12 protein-coding genes are annotated in these 22640 nt (G+C 67.9%); 4 read left to right on the top strand and 8 right to left on the bottom strand.

Annotated features, from left to right (window positions below; genetic code table 11):
• Positions 1–118: 118 nt before the first annotated feature.
• From Q0P60_RS16820 to Q0P60_RS16795, 6 genes are all read right to left on the bottom strand, one after another.
• Complete coding sequence (locus tag Q0P60_RS16820; protein WP_294996111.1) at positions 119–448, bottom strand: hypothetical protein; 330 nt, start codon at positions 446–448, stop codon at positions 119–121.
• 97 nt (positions 449–545) lie between these two features.
• On the bottom strand, positions 546–2291 hold the full coding sequence (locus tag Q0P60_RS16815) for a putative porin (protein ID WP_294996108.1): 1746 nt from the start codon (positions 2289–2291) through the stop codon (positions 546–548).
• A gap of 42 nt (positions 2292–2333) precedes the next feature.
• Positions 2334–2999: a TonB family protein gene (locus Q0P60_RS16810; RefSeq protein ID WP_294996105.1), complete on the bottom strand. Its 666-nt coding sequence runs from the start codon at positions 2997–2999 to the stop codon at positions 2334–2336.
• A 39-nt stretch (positions 3000–3038) separates the two neighbouring features.
• Positions 3039–3452 carry a biopolymer transporter ExbD gene (locus Q0P60_RS16805; RefSeq protein WP_005409874.1) on the bottom strand — a complete coding sequence of 138 codons (414 nt, stop codon included), beginning with the start codon at positions 3450–3452 and terminating at the stop codon, positions 3039–3041.
• A 10-nt stretch (positions 3453–3462) separates the two neighbouring features.
• Entirely contained in the window at positions 3463–5247 is a 1785-nt protein-coding gene (locus Q0P60_RS16800) for a MotA/TolQ/ExbB proton channel family protein (RefSeq protein ID WP_294996101.1), read from the bottom strand.
• Positions 5248–5285: 38 nt separating this feature from the next.
• Complete coding sequence (locus tag Q0P60_RS16795) at positions 5286–6902, bottom strand: ShlB/FhaC/HecB family hemolysin secretion/activation protein (protein WP_294996099.1); 1617 nt, start codon at positions 6900–6902, stop codon at positions 5286–5288.
• Positions 6903–7103: 201 nt separating this feature from the next.
• Between Q0P60_RS16795 and Q0P60_RS16790 the strand changes: the two genes are divergently transcribed.
• Positions 7104–7439: a hypothetical protein gene (locus Q0P60_RS16790; protein WP_294996096.1), complete on the top strand. Its 336-nt coding sequence runs from the start codon at positions 7104–7106 to the stop codon at positions 7437–7439.
• A gap of 90 nt (positions 7440–7529) precedes the next feature.
• Here Q0P60_RS16790 and Q0P60_RS16785 read toward each other — a convergent pair whose 3' ends face one another.
• A complete protein-coding gene (locus Q0P60_RS16785) occupies positions 7530–8006 on the bottom strand; it encodes a general secretion pathway protein (protein ID WP_294996093.1) in 477 nt (158 codons plus the stop codon).
• 103 nt (positions 8007–8109) lie between these two features.
• Between Q0P60_RS16785 and gspH the strand changes: the two genes are divergently transcribed.
• The 3 genes from gspH to Q0P60_RS16770 are packed head-to-tail and all read left to right on the top strand — an operon-like array spanning position 8110 to position 9526.
• Complete coding sequence (gene gspH / locus Q0P60_RS16780; protein ID WP_345780343.1) at positions 8110–8556, top strand: type II secretion system minor pseudopilin GspH; 447 nt, start codon at positions 8110–8112, stop codon at positions 8554–8556.
• Positions 8553–8915: a type II secretion system minor pseudopilin GspI gene (gspI, locus tag Q0P60_RS16775; RefSeq protein ID WP_294996086.1), complete on the top strand. Its 363-nt coding sequence runs from the start codon at positions 8553–8555 to the stop codon at positions 8913–8915. Before gspH ends, gspI begins: the two co-directional genes overlap by 4 nt.
• Entirely contained in the window at positions 8912–9526 is a 615-nt protein-coding gene (locus Q0P60_RS16770) for a prepilin-type N-terminal cleavage/methylation domain-containing protein (RefSeq protein ID WP_294996083.1), read from the top strand. The genes gspI and Q0P60_RS16770 overlap by 4 nt, the downstream gene beginning before the upstream one ends.
• 534 nt (positions 9527–10060) lie before the next feature.
• Here Q0P60_RS16770 and Q0P60_RS16765 read toward each other — a convergent pair.
• Positions 10061–22444, bottom strand: a complete 12384-nt coding sequence (locus Q0P60_RS16765) for a filamentous haemagglutinin family protein (RefSeq protein ID WP_294996080.1) — start codon at positions 22442–22444, stop codon at positions 10061–10063.
• Positions 22445–22640: the final 196 nt, after the last annotated feature.

Raw genomic sequence — 22640 nt, 5'->3', positions numbered from 1 at the left:
GATCTGACCCTCCACGCATGGCGTGGATCTGACCCTCCACGCATGGCGTGGATCTGACCCTCCACGCATGGCGTGGATCTACTGTAGAGCCGAGCATGGGCTCGGCTCTACCGGAGCCTCAGCGCCGTGAGTGCAGCACGGTGCGCTGGCGCATGGCGTTGAACTCCTGCTCCACCTGCTGGATGTCCTCAGCCTGGAAACCGGCCGCGTCCAGCAGCTGGTCGGCGGCGGCCGCCGCCAGTGGGTCATCATCGCGCTGGCGCCAGCAGCGTGCCGGCAGGAAATAGCCCACTTCGCTGCGCCCGCGCATGATCACCACCGGCCGCCCGGCATACAGCAGGAACTCCGCCAGGTGCTGGCGCAGCCCCTCCACCGAGACATAGGCCGGCCCGATGCCCAGCGACTGGCCGGACGGTTCGGAACTCTCGAACAGCTTGCGACGGTTCATCCACTCCTCCTTTTGTACAACGCGTGGTCTCCTTTCCTTAGACGGGCGCATCGCTGCGCCCCCGCCACGCACGACGTGATCCACATCACGTCACCGGTCAGAAGCCGGTATTGAACTCCAGCTGGAACACATCGATCGACAGCGGTGCGCCGGATACCTCCTTGGCAGCCATCCACTTGCCGCTGATCCAGCTGCGCGCATCCAGTGCATAGGCCCCGCCCACGTAGTAGCCGCGGGCATTGGTGCCGCCCAGGTGGAAATTCGGGTCGTTGTAGGCATCCGGCAATGCATCGGCCTCGATGTGCTTGTAGCCCAGCAGCGCCTGCCACTGGCCCTTTTCCTTCAGGTCGGTGGCACCGAACGTGGCCTGCACCATCCATGCGGTATCGCCACTGCGGAAGGTATCGATGCTGGCGGTGCCACCGGCACCGTAGTTGTTGACGATGCCGTTGTTGGCACGGCGGAACATCGCCTGCTTGTCGTAGGCCAGGTTGCGGATGTAGTCGCCTTCCAGGCGCATGCCGATATCCTGCGCCAGCTGCGTATCCCAGCGCAGGTTCAGTGTCGCCAGGCGGAACGCCGAAGCCAGGCCGACATACTGCGGGGTCGGCGTATTGGCCGGATCCAGCGGGTTGCGCGCGATGTCGCGGATCAGCATCAGGGTGTTGCCCTTCTGCATGAAGGCAGGACGCGACCAGTCGGTATCACAGCCGACCGCACCGGCATACAGCGCGCACGGCGACGACAGACGGCCGCTGATGTTCTTGAAGTCGTAGTAGCCCAGTGCCGCGCGCAGGGCATTGTCGTCGTTGAAACGCCAGTTCACGCCGACCTGGGCGCCAGACAGCCACTTGTTCTCGTTCGGCGTCTTGACCCGGCTCTGGCTGGGCGAGCTGTCGGAGGTGTACTCCAGCGGCACCACGGCCAGGGTACCGAACAGGTCGAAGTCACTGCCACCGAAGTCGTACTTCAGGTTGGCGGCAAGGCCGTCGAAGTTCAGGTCGTTGGAGAACAGCGTATCGCTGGTCCAGAACGGGTTGCCGAAGCGACCACCGCGCACCGTCACCCAGTCGGCCGGGCTGTAGGCCAACCAGGCCTGGTCCAGCCACACATCCTTCTTGCTCAGGCCCCCACCCAGCTGCTCGGTGGTCGACACCGGCCCATTGCTGCTGCCGCTGGCCAGGCGCACGCCGGCGGTGGTGTGCTGGCCGATGGTCGCTTCGATGCCGAGGCGGGCGCGGATGCGCCACAGGTTGCGGCGGTCCTGGCGGCTGTTCAGCAGCGGCGGCAGCTGCAGGTTGGTGTTGGTATTGGTATCGAAGCCGTTGCCGGAATTGATCGACGCCCAGTTGCTCACGATGTCGCTGTTGCGCTCGGAATAGAAGCGCGACTCGCTGCGCACGCGCATGTCACCGGTGACCTTGATGCGCTTGGTCCACTCGGCCACTTCGTTGGGTGCGGCCCAGCCTTCCGACTTGGCTTGGGCCATCACGTCCTGGCGCACCTCATCACGGATGCCGTCGCGCACACTCTGTGGCACGTAGGGCACGCGTACGTCACCGGCCTCCAGTGCCACGCCACCGGCGGCCGCGCTGCTGCCGGCAGCGGCGGTGCGCTGCGCGGCTGCCGCCTCGGCTTCGGCCTGCACCAGCAATGCCTGGCCATCTTCGGGCTTGAGCGCACCGCTGGCGATCAGGCCCTTGATCAGCTTGACCATGGTGGTTTCGGCGGCCATTGCACCGGCCGGGGCGGCCAGGCTGAGCAGCACGGCGCAGCACAGCAGCGCCCGTCGGGCCGGCCGCGGGCGGCGGGAGTCGGTTCGTGCGCGGACGTGGTCGTTCATCACGGTTCTCATTGAAAGAGGGGAAATCACGGAAGTCGGAAATCAGGCCCCGGGCCGGCGGCCCTGGATCAGCACGCGGGCCGGGAAATCAAGCGAAGGCGGTGGGGCCTGGTCGACCTTGCCGATGCGTCGCAGCGCGTCGAGCACGGCCGTGTCGGCCTCCTCGTTGCCACTGCCACGGACCAGCTCGACCTTTTCCAGGCGGCCATCTGCGGCCAGCCACACGTTCACCTGCAACTGGAACGCCAGGCGCTTGACCTTGTCGTCGCGCGAGATCGCCTGTTGCATCAGGTAGCCGAGATAGCGGCCGTAGGTGGCGTTGCCGGCACCGCCACGGCCGACGCCGGACGAACCACCCCCGCTGCCGGACTGGATGCCAAAGTTGTCGCCGCCGGCCTGTGCGTCGGCGTTCATCGTCACCGGGTCGGCGTCGGCCGGGGTCGGCGTCGGTTCCTCGGCCGGCGTCGGCTGATCCAGCGGTTCCGGCTCGGGCATCGTTTCTTCCGGTGGCGTCTCCGGCTCCGGCGGCTTCTCCGGCGGCGGCGGTGGCGGCGGAGGCGGCGGTGGCAGCGCCAGCATCGGCGGCTGCACCACCGGCCGGCGGGTGCTGGCGGTGTCCTTGAGCAGCCACCACCACACCGCGATGCCGAGCAGCAGCAACGCGGCCAACACCAGCGCTACGGTCACCAGCAGCTGGCGGCCGCGCATGCCGGGCTCCGGCCGAGGGGGTTGATGGGCGGTCATGCCTCAGCCCTGCGCCTTGCCGGTGACCAGGCCAACCTGGGCCAGCTCCAGCCGCCGCAGCAGGTCCAGCACCTCGACCACGCGGGCGTACTGCACCTGCGCATCGCCACGCACGATCACCGGGAAGTCCGGCGTCGTCGCGCGTTCGGTGCGCAGGCGGTCCTCCAGCTCGGCCATCGTCACCGGATACGCGTCCAGGAACACCTGGCCACTGGGATCGATGGTGATCGCCTTGGTCTTCGGCTTCTCCAGCGCAACGCTGTTGCTGGCCTTCGGCAGGTTGACCTCGATGCCGGGAATGGAGGCATTGCTGGTCAGGATGAAGATCACCAGCACCACCAGCAGCACGTCGACGAAAGGCGTCACGTTGATGCCTTTCTCGCGCTTCTTGATGCCGAACTTCGCCTTCTGGCCCATGGCGCGCCCCTCAGCCCTGGACCGCGGCCGGGCCGCGCCCGTCCTGCTCTTCAGCCAGGCGTGCGGCGAACTCGTCGATGAACACCGCCATGTCGGCGCCGATCGCTTCGGCGCGTGCGCCCAGGTAGTTGTAGCCGAACAGCGCCGGGATCGCGACGCCAAGGCCTGCCGCCGTACACAGCAGCGCGGCGGCCATGCCCGGCGCCACCGAGTTGATGTCCACCGCACCGGCCATCGCGGCCACCACGAACACCAGCATGATGCCGATCACGGTGCCGAACAGGCCCACGTACGGCGCGCCTTCGATGGTGGTCGACAACCAGTTCATGCGCCGCGCCATCGCTTCCTGCTCGCGCACCATCACCGCATCCATGGAGGCCCGGATCGCGTCGATGGTGGCTCCGCTCAGGTAGCCGCTGTTGCCGTCGCGCTGATGGCGCTGCTGCATTTCATCGATCGCGACCTGGTAGATGCGCCACAACGAACCTTCGTGCATCGCGCTCGGTGCCTTGCCCTGGCGATCCAGGTCGGACAGGGTGCGCAGCGGCACACCGGCCAGCTTGCCGAAGCTCTCGGTGAACACCGCATTGGCCTTGCTGGTGCGGCCGAAATGGCGACCCTTGGCGATCATGATCGCCCACGACAGCAGCATCATCAGGCCGAGGATGGCAACCACCACCCAGGCGTCGAACGGCATCGCCTTGAGGATGAAGGCAAAATGGCTCTGGCCGGCCGACTGCTCGTCGGCGCCGTAGCTGATCAGGCGCGAGTCGGCGCCCTGCGCGGTGGCGTCGGCCAGCAGCAGCGCCGCCGGGCGTGCCACCCGCGAAATGCGCAGTTCGTCCAGCGCGCCCTCGAAGTTGGCCAACGGCTGTGCCGCACCCGGCGCATCGGCACCGACCACCGGCGCGCTGCCCAGCGCAGGCAGCTCGCCGCTGAGCTGCGCGACCACGCGGCCATTGAGGTACAGCTGCAGTGCACCCTTCTCGGCGGTCAGTGCCACGTGCGCCCACTGCCCTTCGGGAATCGGCTGCGCCGGCGTGCTGCGCTGGCCATTGAGCTGCACGAACGGCACGCGGTTTTCAATACCGATGACCAGCTCGGAAGCACCTTCGCGACGGGCGTAGATCGCCTGCGCTGCCGCGCTGCCGCCCGGCTTGATCCACGCCGAGACGGTCAACGGCGCACCCGCTTCCTGGGCCAGCGAGGCACTGGCGGGCAACGGCAGCGGACCGGCGCCCAGCTGCACGCCACGGCCGATCACCGAACCTTCGGAAGGCGGCACCACGGCACCGGCGTTGTTGCCGTAGGCGGTGGTATCACGCGCAGGAGCATTGGCCTCGGCGAAATGATAGACCAGCGTGTAGTCCGGATCGAACACCTGCTGGCCATTGCCGCTGGCCGGCGCCTTCTCGTTGCCGTAGTACATCCAGATCGTCTGCGGCGCGGCAGCACTGACCGCAGGCACGTCCACCCAGACCAGGGCCAGTCCCAGCTTGGGATCGAACTGCTCGATCTGGTGCGCCAGCACCGTGCGGCCATCACCGGAAACAAAACGCAGGTCATTGCCCGCATCCTGCGTGCCATCGAAGCCGAAGTTGCCGGTGTGCAGGCGCAGCAGCAGCGGCGTGCGGCCCGGGTCACCGGCCAGGCCTGCGCCCTGCGGGCCGGCGTCGACCGTGATCGGCTTGCGGTACTTCCATTCGGCCTGCCACCAATTGGCATCGGCCGCAGCGGCGGGCAGCGCAACCAGCGCGGCCAGCAGCAGCAACACTCGGGAAAGCAAACGGTCCATGCGAAGGGTCTCCGGGGAACGCATGTTCAAGGAAAGGGTCAGTAACTGGTGCTGATGTTGAAATGCAGGCGCGGGTCGTCCTTGCGCGTCACCGGGCCGTCTGCATAGGGCCAGGCATAGTCCAGGCGCAGCTGCAGGTGCTCACCCAGGCGCAGCTGCGCACCCAGTCCGACCGACGCCAGGTTGTACTTGTCACGCTGCTCGGGCAGCGGCTGGCGCAGGCGCAGGTAGGCGGCATCGGCAAAGCTGTAGACACGCAGGTCGGTGCCGCTCCACAGCGACCAGGCCGGCGTGCGCCACTCCAGGCTGGCCAGGCCGCCGTAGTCGCCGATCGCCTCGGCCGACAGGTAGCCACGTACCGTGTACATGCCACCGGCGGCGAACTGCTCGGCCGACACCAGCGGCGCGTCGGTGACCTGCAGCGAACCGCGCGCATACCACTGCCAGTCGTTGCCAAAGGTGTGGGTGTTGGCCACATCGGCCTTGAACGCCACGAAACTCGGGTCTGCCCAATAGCGTTTCTGCCCGAATGCAGTGGCATTGCTGCCATAACCGAGCAGGCGCCGGGTACCGGCCACCAGCTGGGTGTTGATGCTCAACTGGTCCTGCTCGCCCTGGCGCACGCCAACAAACGCCAGGGTGATCGGCGCGTACTTCAGGGGCGTCTTCAGGCTTTCCTTGCCCATCTGCGTATCTTCTTCGGTGTCCTTGAAGTCCACACCGAGGCTGAGCTGGCGCCACCAGAGGTTGCTGCCCGCCAGCCGGTAGTTGAGCTTGACGCCGATCGAATGGCCATTGCCGATCACGTTGGTACCGGTGCCGGTACCGACCTGTCCGCCGGCGTTCAGGACCCGGCTGTCGGACCTGTAGCCGGCAGCTTCCAGGCTCCACGGCGTGCCCTCGAACGGCATCGTGTACGACGCCGAGAACACCTTGGCCTGCTTGGTATCCTGCGGCGCCAGGTACACGCCGATGTTCGCACTGTGCCCGCGCCTCCACAGGTTGTCGTACGCCAGTGACGCGCTCAGGCGCAGCTTCTCGGTGTCAGCACTGTGGTCGTTGTTCAGCGCCGCACTGGCACGCCATGGCGACTTCTCCTCGACCTTCAGGTCCACGTCCATGGTTCCCGGCGCCTGGCCTTCGCGCATCAGCGGCATCACCTGGCGGCGCCCGCCTTCATTCAGCGCGGTCAGTTCCTTCTGTGCCTGGTCGAAGTCCGGCACCTTGCCTTCCGCCAGTGCGGGTACGCGCTCGCGGATGCGCTCGGGCGATTCGTGGCGGGTACCGACCACGCGCAGCTGGCCGATCGGCGTCTGCTGCACCTTCAGCAGCACCACGCCGCCACTGACCTGCTGCTCGGGCAGCTCGACGTAGACCGACTGGTAGCCAGCCTGCTGGTACAGCGCATGCACCGCATCGCGTGCCTTTTCAACATCGGCCAGGGTCTTGCCCGGGCCGAGGTACGGTTCCACCGCGCGTTCGATCTCGCGCGGATCGAGAACCGTGTTGCCGCGCACGATGTATTCATTGATGTTCACGCTGGGCGCAGGCGCTGCGTCCTGCGCGAACAGCGGCAACGGCATCACTGCCAGGGCCAGCGCCAGTGGATGCGGGCACAGCGGAAGGCGGACGGCACGGCACGGAACAGGAGTCATCGAGGGCATCGCGTCGTATCGAAGGGAATGGCCATGGAGCGGCGCGTGGGTCTACCAACAGGACGTGCACGTCGCGTCAAAACCGCCATTAGTTTTATGACAGTGCTGTCATCTTTTGACGGTGCCCGAACGGCGATGGGCGGACACTGCCCGCGCCACGCGTCTTCATTGCAGAGCGGCGTTTGCCGAGGGAGATCCACGATGAGTGTGCCGTTGATGGCGGGCGTTCGCCCTGCCCTCGCCCTGTTGCTGCTGATGGCGCTGGCGCCGGCCCGGGCCGATGCACGGAAGACCCCGGACGACACTGCGCCGTGCATCGAGGTACAGGTCAATGGCGAACGGATTCCGGCCTGGGACTGCCTGCAGCGCAAGCTGGCGCCTGCACCGAAGCCGGCCCGTTCGCCGGCGCTTCCCGAAGCCGAGCGCCTGATGCGCCAGCCCGGCAACCAGTTGATGCAATTCAACCTGGAAGGCACGCGGCAACGCATGGGCGATGCATTCGGTCGCTCGGTGGTGCCGCAACGGCCAGCGCGCTGAATCTGCGCAGCTGTAGCGCCGAGCCCGCGCTCGGCGATCTTTTCATTGATCGGCGAAGCGGCGCTGAAACAGCTGAGCATGGGCTCAGCGCTACAGGGTGCCACCCTGCTGCTCAGCCGGCGCAATGCCGTCGGTCGGCACCGGCGGCAGCTGTGGTACCGGCAGGCTGCGCGACTGCCCGGCCTGGTCAAGTTCCACCGCACTGGCGCTGATGCGGGCCAGTACCGTACAGGGCCCCAGCCGCTGCCCAGGCGCATACGCCTGCGCCGGCCGGCCATCCACCGAGAGCAGGGCCAGCGGCGCGTGCTCACCGGCCATCACACCCAGCACCACCACCTCGGTCTGTATCGCACCGGGAGACAGCAGCCGCACCAATGGCAGGCTGGCCACCGCATCGAACATCGGCCGCAGCGGTGCCTCGGCACGCGCTTCGCTGGCCGCCGCCGCAGGCGCCACCGCAGACAGGGCAATCCCCCAATAGGCGACCACGGCAAGCAGCAGCGTTGCCGCCAGCAGGGTCAGACTCCGGTTGCGATCCCAGCGCCAGCCATCCATGTTCCGCACCATCGCCACGTTCGTGACCGTCCACGCTAGCAGCTGCCGCTGACGCTTTTGTTTCATCATGCAGGCCTACGCTGGCAGGCATCGGCAAGGACAGGAGGCAATGTCGATGCAGCGCATCCCGCGTGGCTTCACCCTGCTGGAACTGATGGTGGTGCTGGTGATCATCGGCATCTGCACGGCCGGCATCGGCCTCGGCCTCGGTAGCCTGCTCGACCCCGGCCGGCAGCTGCGGCAGGAAGCCGAGCGGCTGGCGCAGCGGCTGCAGGTCGCGCGCGACGAGGCGCGTATCGACGGCCGTCCCCTGCGCTGGCAGGCCGACGCCAACGGCTATCGCTTCAGCCGCCGCGAAGGCAGCCAGTGGGTGGCCGTGCAGCGTGATGACCTGCTGCGGCCGCAGCGCTGGCAGGCCGCCGGCATTGCGGTGCAGCCTGCCGGCGCGCTCGAACTGAGTCCTGAGTGGATCGGCAGTGCATGGGAACTGGGGTTGTCGCTGGACGGCCGTACGCTGCGTCTTCTTGACGATGGCAGCGGACAATTGCAGGTCGTGCAGTGAAGCAGCGAATACGCGGATTCACCCTGATTGAAGTGCTGATCGCGCTGGCGATCGTCTCGATTGCGCTGGCGGCGGTGATGCGCTCGGTGGCGGTGGCCACCGACGACCAATCGCGGCTGCGCGATCGCCGCCTGGCGCTGATGTGCGCGCAGGACCGCTGGCAGGAACTGCGCCTGAGCGGGAGCGCCGCGCAGGATGCCCGGCAGCGCTGCATGCAGGGGCGCGGCAGCTTCCTGGTAATGCAGCATCTGGGCACCGGCAGCGACGGCCAGCCACAGCTGGAACTGAGCGTGGTCGCCGAGGATGCGCCGCAGCAGTCGCTTGCACGGATGCAGCTGCCGTGGACAGCCACGCCATGAGGCGCGCCACCGGCGGATTCACCCTGATCGAAGTGATGATCGCGATCACCATCATGGGCGTGCTGGCCCTGATCTGCTGGCGCGCGCTCGACAGCGTGGCCAGCAGCGACCAGCGTTTGCGCCAGGCCGATGCCGAGACCACTGCTGCGCTACGCGTGCTTCAGCAGTTCCAGCGCGATATCGAGATGCGCGCGGATGATGCACTGATGAATGGCGCGGTACGTCCGGCGGATCGTCGGCAGCGTTTGTTGCCACCGTCGCTGGTCAGCGAACGCCACCCGGATGGCAGCTTCGCGATGGAGATCACCCGCAGCGTGGGCAGCGACGGGCTGCGCTGGCAACGAGTGCGCTGGTGGCGCCAGGGCAGCACGCTGTGGCGGGCCAGCGGCGCGGCCACGGACCGGTACCCATTGCCGGCGCCGGAACCATCGAAGGGCATCGCGGTGGCGCGTGATGTGCAGCGCTTCGAGGTGCGGGCCTGGCAACCCGGAACCGGATGGGCCGTGCTGCCAGGCGAGGGCGAGGTATTGCCAGCGACGGGGCTGGAGTTGCAGTTGGGCCTGCGCGATGGGCGCGGGCCGTTGAACTACCGGCGGGTGCTGGCGCTTTAGAGCGGCATGGGATGGCCTGCCCTGGCGGGAATCTGCCCGGGCGGGAGCATGCCCTGGTGGGTGCCGACCGTTGGTCGGCATTGGATTCTGCCCTGGTGGGTGCCGACCGTTGGTCGGCACTGAGGCTTCCCGGCCATCCACGCATGGCGTGGATCTACTGCGGAATCTGGCCTGGCTGGAACCGTTGATGCCATCCACGCATGGCGTGGATCTACTGCGGAATCTGGCCCGGTGGGAGCCGACCGTTGGTCGGCACTGAGGCTGCCCGGCCATCCACGCATGGCGTGGATCTACTGCGGAGTCTGGCCGGGCTGGAACCGTTGATGCCATCCACGCGTGGCGTGGATCTACTGCCCTCCTGCCGCCGGGCGCTTTCCCGCGCCCGGCGGCACCGTGTCGGTGGTCCTCACCGCCGATGGCCGCTCCCTGCCCTCCGTGCCGTCCTGGCTGGGGCCGCCACCGCTCCGTGGCGGCTGGCCCGATACCGCCACCCCATGCGTCGCATCGGGTAATGCATGCAAGGCCCGGCAGCACCTAGCGGCGCTGCGTGCCTTCATCCCTGCTGGCCTGCGGGAACTGGAACGCGCTGTTGACGTCGTAGCCGCCGTTGGCGGTGGCGCCACGCGCCGGCGGCGCGATGCTGCTGGTGCCGCTGCCGAAGCCGAGGATCTGCACGCTGATCACCGAAGGCTGATTGCGCCGTGCATCGTCCTGGCTCTTGCGCATCACGTCCTGTGCCGCCTGGCTGGCACTGCTGGCTGCAGCACTGGCCGAGGCCAGTGCATTGACGTTCACCGTCGCCAGTACCGGCAGGCCCTTGCTCTCGCCCTGCACCTGGATGTTGGCGGCGTTGAGTACCTGCAGTGCCGCCAGGTTGATGTTGCCCGAGACACGGATGCCGGCCTCGCCCGCGTCGATGGTCCCGAGCGGCGCAATCAGGTCGACATCGCCCGGCGGCACCTCTGCGATCGGATTCAAGGTCGCGATACCCGCACCGCTGGCCGGTGCCTGCGGCGACAGGATCACATTGCCCCAATTGTCGTAGAGACGGCGCGGCGGGGTGTACAGCAGGCTGGTGCGCGACCCGCGGCCCGCGTTGATGTCACCCTGCTCGGACCACGCCAGGATGTCACCGCCAAAGGTGGTCATCACCCGCGACAGGCCCAGCAGCACGCTGTCCTGGCTGAACAGGCGGATGTCGCCCTGGCCCTGGGTGACCAGGCCGGCGCTGGCCGGTGGCACCACGCCCTGAACACCCACTACGATCCGCCCGCCCGGCGCCATCAGCTCGATGTTGCCACCGGCCTCGGTGCGCACGCCGGAACCGCCGTACATCACGATATCGCCGGTGCGGTCGATGGTCGCTCCGCTGGCGTCCTTGTCCGGCATCAGCGTGGCAATGGCTTCGCGCCCGCGCAGGTAGGAGCCGAACCGCGGCCCCTGCGCATCGGTGTACTCACGGCCACCCTCACGCAGCTCGGCGTAGTAGACCTGGCGCAGGAAGATGCGTTGCTGTTCCTTCGGCAGCGCGTCGAACAGGGCCAACGCCTCGGCACCATCAGCCGTCCTGCCGAAGCGTTCCAGCAGCCACTGCTTCAGTTCCTTGTCGTAGATCCTGACGGCCTTGCCCGGCTGCGAGGCCAGCGACTGCTCCGGGTCGGCCCGGTTGCCTGGATCCAGGTAGCGTACCCGCATTGCATCGAAATCAATGTGCTGGTTTCCGGCGGTCAACGCGATGCTCGCGCCCGGGCGGGTATCGCCCTGCACGATGCCGCCCAGACTGACAATGCTGCCCGCCTCTTCCTGGCGCAACTGGCGGCCCGCACTGACCTCGGCATTGCCCGGGCCGGCCACGGTCATGCTACTGCGAACAATGTCGCGGCCGGCGCTGATCATGCTGATGTCGGTGCCGGTGGCATTGAGCGAGGTGACATTCGATTCGAGCACATCGCGGCCGGCGCGCAGTTGCACCGGTGCGCCGGCTTCGTACCAGTTGGCCACAGTGCGGCCGGCATTGTCCAAAGAACGGTCCAGCGTGCGCTGGTTGCCGACCGTCAGGGAGCTGATGTCTCCCTTGGCAGCATAGAAGCGGCTGATCGCGGTCGGTTGCGACACCCGCGTACCTGCCAGCGGCGTATTGGGCCCGAAGGCGAACAATGGCAGTGACGCCTGCACCGAGGCACCGGTCGCATCGACCGCCACATTGCTGCGTACCGTCGCACCCGACGCATCCGTTGCGATGAATGCCGGGTCGAAGGGGCCCGGCAGGCGCACATCAGCTCCCGAACGGGTGACCTGCAGGCCGTACTTTTCGGAGAAGATCGATCCGCCCGCCAGAATATCGAGGCGGCCGCTGGTCGAAGGCGCCAGCAGCAGGACGTCCTGCGTGGTTCTTGCCGTTGACTGCGTGCCGCCTTCCAGGCGTGGCAACGAAATGTCACCGCTGGCCGCAACGGCGCTGAAGCGGGACGGATACAACCAGTAGTTCAGGTAGTCCATGGCAGCGACCACCCTGATCTGCTCCGGTCGCACGTTGCTTCCGGAGAAGTGCATCGTGCCGGCCAGCGAAGGCGCCAGGCTGCCCCCTGCCGAGAACAGGTCCAGGGCAGTGTTGGCCGTCCACAGCGAGAACCAGCTGGTGCCCGCCGCATGGCGCCCATTGTCCAGCAGCATATCGGTGTAGTTGGCCACCGGTACGCGGCCAGGATCGGCCGCCCCGCCCAGCACCAGATCGCCACGCGTCTGCAGCTGCGCAGTGGCATCACCCAGCACGACCACCGCTCCTCCCATCGCGACCGCGGAGCTGACCTTGTAGGGTTCCAGCGAGGAATAGCTGTTCAGGATGGCACTGAGTCCGCCGATGCGCGCCGCATCCACCCGGGCGTTGCCACGCAGGTTGATCAACGCACCGTTCAGATCCAGGTCCTGCTGGTAGCCGCTCGTATCCAGGCTGCTGGCGCGCAGGCCCGGATTCAGTGCACCTCCTGTGCGCAGGCTCAGGTCGCCACCACCGGTGAGGTGCACCTCGCCATCACTGACCCGCCCCGTAGAGCCGACCGCCGCCACCAGCGCACTGGAATGGGGTGCCGACAGGAAGCCAAGGGCATTGCCCATGGGATCTCGCACACCGGCATCGCGCCCGGCCTCGATCGCCAGGTTGCCACCGCCCAGCGTGCCGAAGCCGGTGAATCCGACCATCCGTGGCGACTTGTTCACCCCATCCTGCACCGCGCTGTAGGTGCCGAAATTGATCCACCAGCTTGTCGCTGTCGGCTGCACTCCGGCCGCGGCGGCCGTACCCTGGCGCCACAGCCAGTTGCCGACCGCGGCACTGGCATGATCGGCCAGGTCGCGATCCGGCGTTCCCGACTCGGCGCGCGCACTCCACACGTCACCGATGATGTCGCGGCCCGCTTCGATGCGCAGGTTGCCGCCGTGATCGGGATACCAGGCCTGGTAGTTTGCCAGCGCGCCATCATAGGCGCCGGGAACCAGGGTTGGTCCCAGCAGCGAGGGGCTGCCAGGTGCCGCCGACCGGCCCGGGTTGAACGCGGCGTCCTTGCCGCCACCGAGCGCAGTGGGTGCACCCGCGGTGTAGACGCCGAACGCCGAACGCATATGCACATCCCGCGCCGCCAGCAGCGCCAGATCGCCCTTGCCGGTGCGCAACACACTCCAGGACGGTGTACCCAGGCGCTTGCCATAGGTGGTCTCTTCGATCAGCGTGCCGCCACCATAGCAATAGCCGACAGTGGCGCAGAACGCCTCCTCGGTCATGCCCATCATCTCGGCGAAGTCCTTGGCCGAGGTCCCCACATAGGTCTCATCGCCCCAGAAATCCAGTGACCCCTGCTTGTCGACCAGGCGTGGCGCGGGGCCGCAGTAAGGACCGGCAGCGCAGAAATCGTCCTCGCTCATGCCGAAGAATTCGGCCACCTCCTTGGCCGACTTGCCCACCAGGCTGTCATCGCCAGCCCAGTCCATCGACCCATCCACCGAAACCACGCGGTCACCCTTCCATATGGTGGTGGTACTGACCGTGCCGATCGTGGCGTAGTGGCTGTCGGCCAGCACGATGTTGCCCTCACCGCCCCAGCGCCGCGTCCTCGGATCGGCCGCGTCCACGTCGGCACCGGCCACCGCGGTCAGGTCCCAGGAGGTGGTGCCCTCCGGCAGCATCGATGCCAGCGCCCAATTGCGTCCCTGGTTGCCTGCCGCGTCCGCCGGTCGCAGCTTGATCGGCTCGCCCCCGGCCAGCAGCACCTTGGTCATCGAGGGAATGAGCGACCCGGCGCGCAGGCTCAGAGGCGTGGCAAGCGTCAGTTTTGCCGGCAATGGAACGTTGGCCGGCCACAGCTGCGCCGCCATCGGCGCCTCGCTGCGCAGGCGGAAACCTGCACCCAGCTGGTCACCTGCGATCAGCTTGATCGGTTGCGCAAGCACGGTTCCCGCTGCAATCACCTGGCCACCCTGGGTGACCGCCGCACCCAGCACGGTCCCCGCCGGCAGCAACAGTTCCCCGGACAGCACCATCGCCGCCGGCAGCACCGTGCCTGCGGGCAGGCTGATGGCCCGGAACGGCAGATCGTAGTTGAGACGGGCACCCTGCTGGAACTCGGTGCCCGGCTGCAGCTGCACGCCTTCACCCGGTACCATCAGGTCGCCACCGAATGCCGTGTTGGCCGAATTCAGGGCACGTCCCTGCACCAGGACCCAGCCGCTTTCGTCCGGATTCGCCGGGGGTGGCGCGAAACCGTCATTGATGCTGCCATAGACGTTGATGTCACCCTCGGCGCGCAGCACCAGCGCCGCGGACTCGCCGAAGCCACGACGTGCCGCATCGTCGCGGTTCGACTGTGGCCCATAGCGATAGCCGGACAGGTCGATGTCACCGGCCACAACCAGATCGCCGCGTGGATTGTCGCCGCCCTTGCGGGCAACGATCTGCACGCCCGGACGCAGGCGGAACTCGCCCAACGCGGCAATGCGCTGCTGCAGGCCGGTATTGGCGAGGGCGGCGTTGTACCACGTGCTGTTGTCCGGATCGACCACGAGATTCAGCCAGTGCTGGCTGATCACCTGCGGACGGTTGCCGTGGACATCCGGAGCGCTGGCCTGCGGCGCATCGTCGTAGGTGCGGAAGCCGTTGACCTGGATATCCCCGGCACCGGCAATGCGAACGCCCGCCGCCACGTTGATGGCCGCATCATCGCCTCCGACCCGCGGCACGTTGAGTTTCACCGTGCCGCGCGCACGACCATCGTTCTGGCCGGCGGCCTTGCCCAGCGCCACACCGGTGCCGGCGCGCAGGTCCATGCCTGCAGCGTTGCCCAGGACCAGTTCACCCTGTGCGGACGTCAGTTCGATCATCGCCCGGTTCGGGCTGTCGATGATCTTGCCGTAGCTGTCCACGCGCAGGCCGCTGCCATGCGCGTCCAGCGCGCCCTCCACCCGCAGCCCGTCACGTGCGGACAGGCGGATGCTGCCCACCTGTTCGCCGCTGGCATCGATGCGGCCGTCCACCCGCAGGCTGCCACGATCGACACTGATGTCGACGTTGCGCGCCTTTACTTCATCACCTACCCGTAGATCGCCTTCGGCAAGCTGGAAGGTGCGGCCACCGGTAACACCACCTGCGGTCAGGCGCGTGTTGAGACCGGCGAAATCCTGCAGCTGGCGCGCGCGGATGACCGCCTCGCCAGCGTCGTAGGGCACCATCGTGCCGCCGGCATCATAACGGCCACTGGCGCTGCCCAGCACGCCGCCCGCCAGGTCGACCCGCCCGCCCTGCGCGCCCAGCGCCGTCACGGTCAGGCGACCACCACGGTTGTTCCGTGCAGACAGGTCGATACGCGAGGCAGCATCGGTGTGGATGTCCCCGGCAGCCGAAGACAGCAGCACGTCTCCGCCCCAGCTGTACCGGTCCGCATCGAACAGGCTGACCTTGCGCCCGGCCAGGTCCAGCAGCGCATGGGCGCCCACCGTCAACCCGTTCTGCGCTGCGGCGTCCAGCCGCCCGGACGCCAGCGCGATGCGGCTGTCCAGCACGATCCGGTCGGCCTTCAGGCTCAGCTCCGCGCCCAGCGCATCGCTGCCAGGGGTTGCCCCTGCGCCCTGCACGCGCAGTGTTCCGCCACTGCGCACGGCCAAGCGCGCCGCCGCGTCGCCGGTCAACAGCGGCGTGTTGATATCCAGCATGCCTCCGCTGTACTGCCAGCCCTGGCCGGTGAGGTAGGCCCCTTGCGACTGGTACACATCCAGGCTGCCCTTGGCAGAAAACACCATGCGCTCGGAGGCACTCAGGTTCACTCCGGCAAAGCCCAGCACCTGGCGGTCGGCAGCCACCTCGGAATTCGGCCGGGTAAACGGCGCCCGCCCCAGTGTCAGCGTGCGGGTGACCATGTCCAGCTGGCCGCTGCCAAGGCGGCCCACCATCGCCTCGCCCGGTACCTGTGCCTGGCCGCTGCCGGGCACCTGGTCGGCCGCCAGCGTGCCGTCCCACACCAGGGTATCGGCGAAGATGCGTGCACGGTCATTCGCACCGCCATAGCCATGAATGGCCGGTGCACCCAGCACCAGGCTGCGCAGGCTGCTGCGTCCGGTCACCGCGTCGCGCGTATCCAGATCGACACTGCCGAACACATTGATCGCATCACGTGCGGACAGGCTGAGCGTATCCATCGCTGGCGCGCCGGTCGCCGTATTGCCACGCAGCAGCTGCTGCAGCACCTGCTGGTTCATGGTCATGCCCTGCGGCAGGCCACCTGCCGCAGCCGCTGCGGCGATGGCCTCCGCCGTGCCCAGGTTCAACGCAGACATGCCCAGGCCGAGTTGCCGCGTGCCATAGCTCACGCCGTCACGGATGTTCAACGCACCATCGGTGGCAATGGTGATGCTGCCATCGGACACCAGCCGGGTCTGTCCGCTGCAGTCGCGCTGGCAGCCTCCCAGATCGATCGCAACTGCTCCCGCTGACGAACCTGACGTGGTGACCACATTCAAGCGCCGATTGGACACCGCCAGCAGACCGCCACGGGCGAAGTAAGGCTCGACCGTCTCGTCCGCCCTCGATACCTTCGCCGCAGACAGGGTATCGATCGATGCCCCCTGTTCCATCAGGATGCCGCTGCCACCGAACGCCGCGGCAACCAGCACCTCCTGTGCGGCCAGCGTCACACCCGAGCGCAGCACCACGCTGCCTGCATTGCCGGTAATCGAACTGCTTGTCAGGCCGGCACGGCTGAAGCTGCCGCCGATCAGCAACGTGGCAGGCGCGAACGCATTCAGTGCTGCATCGGTGATGGTCGCGCCGGCACCGGTGGCCGCTGTGCGGTCCTTTCCGATGACTTCCAGAGTCCTGCCTTCGGCGGTGGTCAGGTTGACCGACAGGATGCCGTCACGGCCTTGCGCGCTGGCCGGATTGAATCGTGCAAGTCCAGCAAACGCGACGGCCGGCGTGCCGGTGCGTCCCGCCCCGTCGCCCAGCACGAGATTGACATTGCCGGCGTCCAGCGGACGCCAACGCATCGGCTCGCCGCGCCGCTCTGCCGTTCCCTGCACGAACGCGCTGTAGCTGGTTTCGTTGTAACCCGAATGACGGCGTACCACCTCTGCCGGGGTCACCACCAGATCGGTCAGCAGCGGCGATGTGGTGCCCCCCAGGCCCTGGCCCTGGTGGCCGGACACGCGCCAGGAACCGGTTCCCGTCGACAGCGGCTGGCTCGTGCCCGTCGTGCCGGTCGCTCCCACTTCCACCCGGAACGCGCCGGGTTGCAGCGCATAGCTGGCCGGCAACAGGGTGTAGGTACCGGCCGGCAGGCCCGGCACGCCGGCCGGTAGCGTGATGCGCTGGCCGATGCGGGGATCGGTCGCGCCATCGGCCACGCCAACCGGTGCCGAAGCCTCCGCACGGCCCGGCATGATCGCGTACACGGCGCTGCCCGATTGGCTGAAACCATAACGCGGATTGGCATCGGCCAGCGCCGTGCGCAGTACATCCACCGAACCGCCGCGGCCGGCAACGAAGGCGCCCCCCTTCAGCTCACCGCCCCCGGAAACGTCCAGCACGCTGCCGGGCGCGGCATCGATCACGTTGGCGGTGAGGGTGACGCCTATCGGAGTGCTGCTGCCGCCCGGCCCTGACAGGTCGAAATCGGCTCCGTTGAAGCGCCAGGTGACACCGTCGACCGTGCCGCCAAACGGCAGGTTCAGGCCCGCACCGCTGATCGAGGTCACACTGCCCGGTAACAGCTCCACGCGGCCGGCACTGCTCCGGCCCGACTGGCTGCCACCGATCAGGATCTGGCCCCAGGGCGCCTGCACGGTGCCTCCCTGTTGCACCGTTGCGCCCAGCAGGGCAAGGCTGCCGAAGGCCGAGTCCGGCGGTGGCAGTGCTGCATTGCCGCTGCGGCTGATGCGCAGCACCGCATCCGGATTGACCCAGCCGGAGAGGCGCGTACCGAGGTCGGTGGCCGACGCACCGGCCATCAGGCGTCCATTGGCACGCAGGGTGGGATACAGGCGTGCCGCCTGCACATCCACCGAACCCGGCACAAGCACCGACGATTCCTGTGCACGCGCGGCGCCAGGTGCCAGGAAACGGATATCGCCGGTGCTGTGCAGGCTGGCCTGATCGAAGCCAGCCAACCAGTTCACGTCACGGATATCGAGCAGGTCCGCCTGCACGGACAGCGCGTGCCCGCGGCCGATGCCCATCGCGGCCACTGCCGGCAACGACAATCTGTCGGCGCTCACCTGCGGGCCGGTGCCCTGCGCCAGGCGCAGGTAAGGGGCTGCCAGCGACAGGCGGCTGCCCTGCGCTGCCCCAGGCAGCAGGCCCAGCGCGTTGGCCTGGATGCCGTGCAGGCGCAGGCTCTGCCCCATGCGCAGCTCGACATCGCCGTTGGCGCGGATATCACCCAGCAGCGACAGGTGCTCGAAGCCTCCGGCCTGGATCTGCTGCACCGACAGCGGCGCATGCCCGTATTCGAGGCGCTCCCCCTGCCCGCTTGGTTCCGTCGTCTGCTGGCTGAGCAGGATTGCGCGACTGGCACGCACGTCCTTGCTGTCCTTGTCGACGTTCTCGCTGTAGACCCCGCCGACCAAGGCGATACCCAGGGTGCCACCACTGGCGCCCTGGCCGCCGGCCCGCGCATCCATCACTCCGTCCAGATACAGGCCGTTAGCCGAGCGCAGCACGATGCTGCCACCCTCGCTGTCAATCGGCGTGCGGCCCTGTCCTTCCACATCCAGGGTGGCCGACGTACCCGCAGCCAGCAGGCGAGCCCCCTTGTCGACCACCACGAATGCATCGGGCGCTCGCACGATGGCATTGGCGGCCTCCCAGTCCAGCGGGCCACCGATCTCGATCCGGCCACCTCCCTGCACCTTGCCCTGCACCCGCCCACTGGAGTCGGCCAATGCAATGGACGTACCGCGTACGTCCAGCTCGGCGCCTTCCGCAATCCGCCAGGTGCGTCCATTGGGCTGGCCTGCATAGAGCCCGATCGGAGTGAACGCCTCGTTCAAGGTAATGCGCCCCGCCAGCGCGCGAATGGTGCCCCGCACGTCAATGCTGCTGTTGCCCAGCAACGCGACCGACTGGCCCGGATCAACCGCGACCAGCGCCCCCTTGCCGATCCGCACATCGCCACCTTCGGCATTGCGGCCGGAACGCAGGGTCACACTGGCGCCGGCGCGTTGGCTGACCCGTCCGCTGATCGGGTCGGCGGTGTACAGCGGTGCGTCCCAGGCCTCCAGTGCCACTGGCGTACTGTCGGCCCCGCGCGCCGCATCGGTCATGCGCAGCCCGGGGGCAGTCACCAGCAACTGCGTGCCGTCGCTGACGGACAGACCTTGATGACCATTGATGTCGTAGCTTCCGAAGCCACTGCTGAACAGTGAGGTCTGCAGCTTCAGCGCCGCATCGGCCGACCCACCCTCGCCGATCTGCACGCGCCCGCCGCTGGCCAGCGTAAAGCTGCCACGCCCACTGCCGCCACGGCCGCTGAAGTGGCTGCCCTCGCCCAGTACTACCCGGCCACTGCCATCGGAGCTGACCTTCGCGCTGTTGGCAGACAGGTTCAGACTGCCGCCTTTGCCGATCTGCCCCTTGCCCTTGGCGTCGATCATGCCCCCTGCATCGGCCAGGAGGGCGGCGCCGGCGCCCAGTACGACATCGTGACTGTTCTGCAGCTCGACGCTGCCGCCGTCGGTCCATGCCTGGCGCGCGCCTTCGCCCGGCTGGGTGAGGGCATTGCTCCAACCGCCGCCCACGTCGATACGCCCGCCCTCGCCGATCCGCACCGCGCTGCGACCCTGCGCCAGCAGTGCCGTCGTGGTTCCCAGCACATCCTGCAGGTTGCCGGCACGCACCTGGCCACCGGCGATGCGCACGTCACCCCCGACGTTCACCTGGCTGCCGAGCAGGGCCAGCTGGCCACCGTCCTGCAACCGCAGCGCGCCCTGCAGATCCACGCTTGCCGAGGTCGCCAGGTCGAGCCGGCCCCACTGCTGCGCACTCAAGCGCGAACCATCCAGCCACACGGTGTTGCGGCGTGCTTCGTCGATCGGCGCCTGCAGCGTCCAGTCGGTAACGGTCGCGGCCGGCGCGCCCACGCGGATCTGCGAATCGAACACGCCGGTACGGCCCGTGCTGTCATAGCGGCCCACCCACAGCTGCGCATTGCGGGCCACGGCGGTCTGGGACTGCGTGTAGCCGTCCAGCGCCTGATCGGGGCGGCGCACCTGCTGCGTGCCCTGGAAGGTCTGGGTGTCGACCTGGCCATCCAGCACCACCGTCGGTGCCGACACCAGCAGCCGACCCGCATCGCGGCCGACCGTGTAGCCATTGTCCACGCGCTGCCCGGGGGCGATAAGCGGATTGCGGAACGACTCGGTGACGCCCCAGCGTTCCTGCTTGACCTCGAAGCCCTGGTAGAGGCCGTCGTAGAGCATCTCCGCCGGTGCATCATCGAGGCGATACAGCTGCCCATCGCGCCCACGCAGCCAGCTCTGCTGGATGGCGCCGGACTGCACGTCCAGGCTGCCACCGGCCAGGTTGATGCGCGAACCGGCATGGCTGACGACTTCCTTGCCTGCCAGCTGAACGGTGCCGCCCTGGGCCGCCCATTCGCCGATCGAATGGCCCTGGTTGTCGAGATAGCCGCCCACCTCCAGCAGGCCGCCACCGGCATACCAGCGCTCGCCCTCATGGCCTCCCGTTCCTGCGGCCACATGGGTCAGCAGGCGACGGTCGATCCAGACCTCGCTGCTGATCAGCCTGCCGCTGTCACGGTTGTCCGGCGAATCGCGCAATTCGTTGCCCTGCACTTTCACCTTGACGTTGTTGCTTTCCATCGCCACCCGCACGCCCACCGCACCGGAGACATCGACGCGCGCACCATCGCCGACATAGCTGCGCCGCGCCGCATCCGCGACCACCTGGCCGCCGGTCGCAAGCGCCATCGAGCCGGCCTGGAAATTCACATCGCCGCCGGAGACAACTTCGATACGCGACTGCTCGCGACGGTCCTGCAGCCGCGAAAGGTTGTCGAAGGTGCCGCTGTTGCTCCTGCCGCGCAGCGCATCCTGCTCGGCCGATTCCTTGATCAGCGCATCGCGCTGGCTGTCCAGCACCGTGCTCTTGCCATCGTCCTCGATCAGCACCGCCGTGGTGGAGCCCGATGCCAGGGTCACGTTGCCCTTCGCATCGGAGACCGAGTTCAGCAGATGCACGGTGCCGCGCTGGTTCAACGTGGTGGTGGCCACCGCCACGCCCGCCTGCTCGACCGCGCGCCCGGCCAGGGTGATATCGCCTTCGCGCGCCTGGATCAGGCCGCTGTTGCGCACATTGCCGGCACTGCTGTCGGCCACGAAGCGCGGTGCGATCTCGTTGCCACGGGTGGTGGAGGAGGTGTTCTGCGCAGTACCCACGCCGCGGCGGATCACGAAACTGTCACCGGCCGCGAGCTGGGCCTGGCCCTTGCGGGTCTCGATCTGGCCGGCGTTCTCCACGCTGTGGCCGGCCAGCAGCACATAGCCACCGCCGCGGGTGGCGGTAGTCGGCTCGTGGGTACTGATGCGCGCCCCCTGCTCGACCATCACCTTGCCGAAGGCCTCGGTCAGCGCGGCCGTGTTGGCATCGGCACTGTACAGGCCGTTGTCGCGGAACTGCGCATCGCTGATGCGCGTCGCCGCCGCTACCAGGTTGCGCACGTTGACCTGGCTGTTGTTGCCGAACACCACGCCATTGCGGTTGGCCACGAACACCGTGCCGCTGGCCTTCAGCTGGCCGAGGATCTGGCTGGGCCGGGCATTGGGATCATTGACCCGGTTCAGCACCGCCCAATCGGGGTTCTGCAGGAAGTTCAGCGTGGTATTGCCGCCCACGTTGAAGGTCTCCCAGTTCAGGATCGCCTTGTCTGCGGTCTGCTCGATGCTGACCTGGATCCGGCCATCGGCCCCTTGTGACTGGATGGCTTCGCGTGCGTTGATCCAGCCACGCGTGAGCGGGTTCTCATCCACCTTCAGGCCGTCCTTGCCCAGGCCGTCGGCGATCACGAAACCGCCGTCGCGGCGCTGCTGCCGGGCCTGCTCCTGCAGGCGCTGCTGCAGCGCGATGGCCTGCGCAGCGGTGCCGAGATTGTCGATCGACTGCTGCAGCTTCTGCCGCGCCGCGTCCTGCTGCTGTGCCGGCAGCTGGAACTGGATCGGGACGCCATTGGGCATGCGCCCGCTCTGTGCCGCTGCCCCCTGGGCAGCACCGCGGTCGGCGAACCATGCCGGGCTGAATGCCTGCTGCGCCTGGCTGGCCGGCGCGACAACAGAGCCCAGCGCCACTGCAATGGCCCAGGCCATCGGGTGATTGCGGCGCAGCAGCGCGGCCGGGCGAACAGCGGACGTGAGCGGGTGCGACATCGGGACCTCGGCAATCGGGTGGGCCGCAGCGGCGGCATCAATCGGGAGGCACGCGCAACGTGTGCCCTGCCCTTGATAGACGGTCTACGTGACGTGAAGCCGACAGCAATCTGCCGTTCCGGCCGGCAGCCCGCCACGGAAACGAAGACGCCGGCCCCAAGGGACCGGCGTCGGGTCAAACAGGTGTCAACAGGCG

The sequence above is a fragment of the uncultured Stenotrophomonas sp. genome, from assembly GCF_945952405.1.
GTDB lineage: Bacteria > Pseudomonadota > Gammaproteobacteria > Xanthomonadales > Xanthomonadaceae > Stenotrophomonas.
Note: the sequence above shows the minus strand (reverse complement) of the source record. Positions and strands in the feature narration are given on the sequence as shown.

Coding starts and splice junctions, on each gene's coding strand:
- Q0P60_RS16820 (WP_294996111.1), bottom strand. CDS start 448: ATGAACCGTCGCAAGCTGTTCGAGAGTTCCGAACCGTCCGGCCAGTCG.
- Q0P60_RS16815 (WP_294996108.1), bottom strand. CDS start 2,291: ATGAACGACCACGTCCGCGCACGAACCGACTCCCGCCGCCCGCGGCCG.
- Q0P60_RS16810 (WP_294996105.1), bottom strand. CDS start 2,999: ATGCGCGGCCGCCAGCTGCTGGTGACCGTAGCGCTGGTGTTGGCCGCG.
- Q0P60_RS16805 (WP_005409874.1), bottom strand. CDS start 3,452: ATGGGCCAGAAGGCGAAGTTCGGCATCAAGAAGCGCGAGAAAGGCATC.
- Q0P60_RS16800 (WP_294996101.1), bottom strand. CDS start 5,247: ATGGACCGTTTGCTTTCCCGAGTGTTGCTGCTGCTGGCCGCGCTGGTT.
- Q0P60_RS16795 (WP_294996099.1), bottom strand. CDS start 6,902: ATGACTCCTGTTCCGTGCCGTGCCGTCCGCCTTCCGCTGTGCCCGCAT.
- Q0P60_RS16790 (WP_294996096.1), top strand. CDS start 7,104: ATGAGTGTGCCGTTGATGGCGGGCGTTCGCCCTGCCCTCGCCCTGTTG.
- Q0P60_RS16785 (WP_294996093.1), bottom strand. CDS start 8,006: ATGGTGCGGAACATGGATGGCTGGCGCTGGGATCGCAACCGGAGTCTG.
- gspH (WP_345780343.1), top strand. CDS start 8,110: ATGCAGCGCATCCCGCGTGGCTTCACCCTGCTGGAACTGATGGTGGTG.
- Q0P60_RS16770 (WP_294996083.1), top strand. CDS start 8,912: ATGAGGCGCGCCACCGGCGGATTCACCCTGATCGAAGTGATGATCGCG.
- Q0P60_RS16765 (WP_294996080.1), bottom strand. CDS start 22,444: ATGTCGCACCCGCTCACGTCCGCTGTTCGCCCGGCCGCGCTGCTGCGC.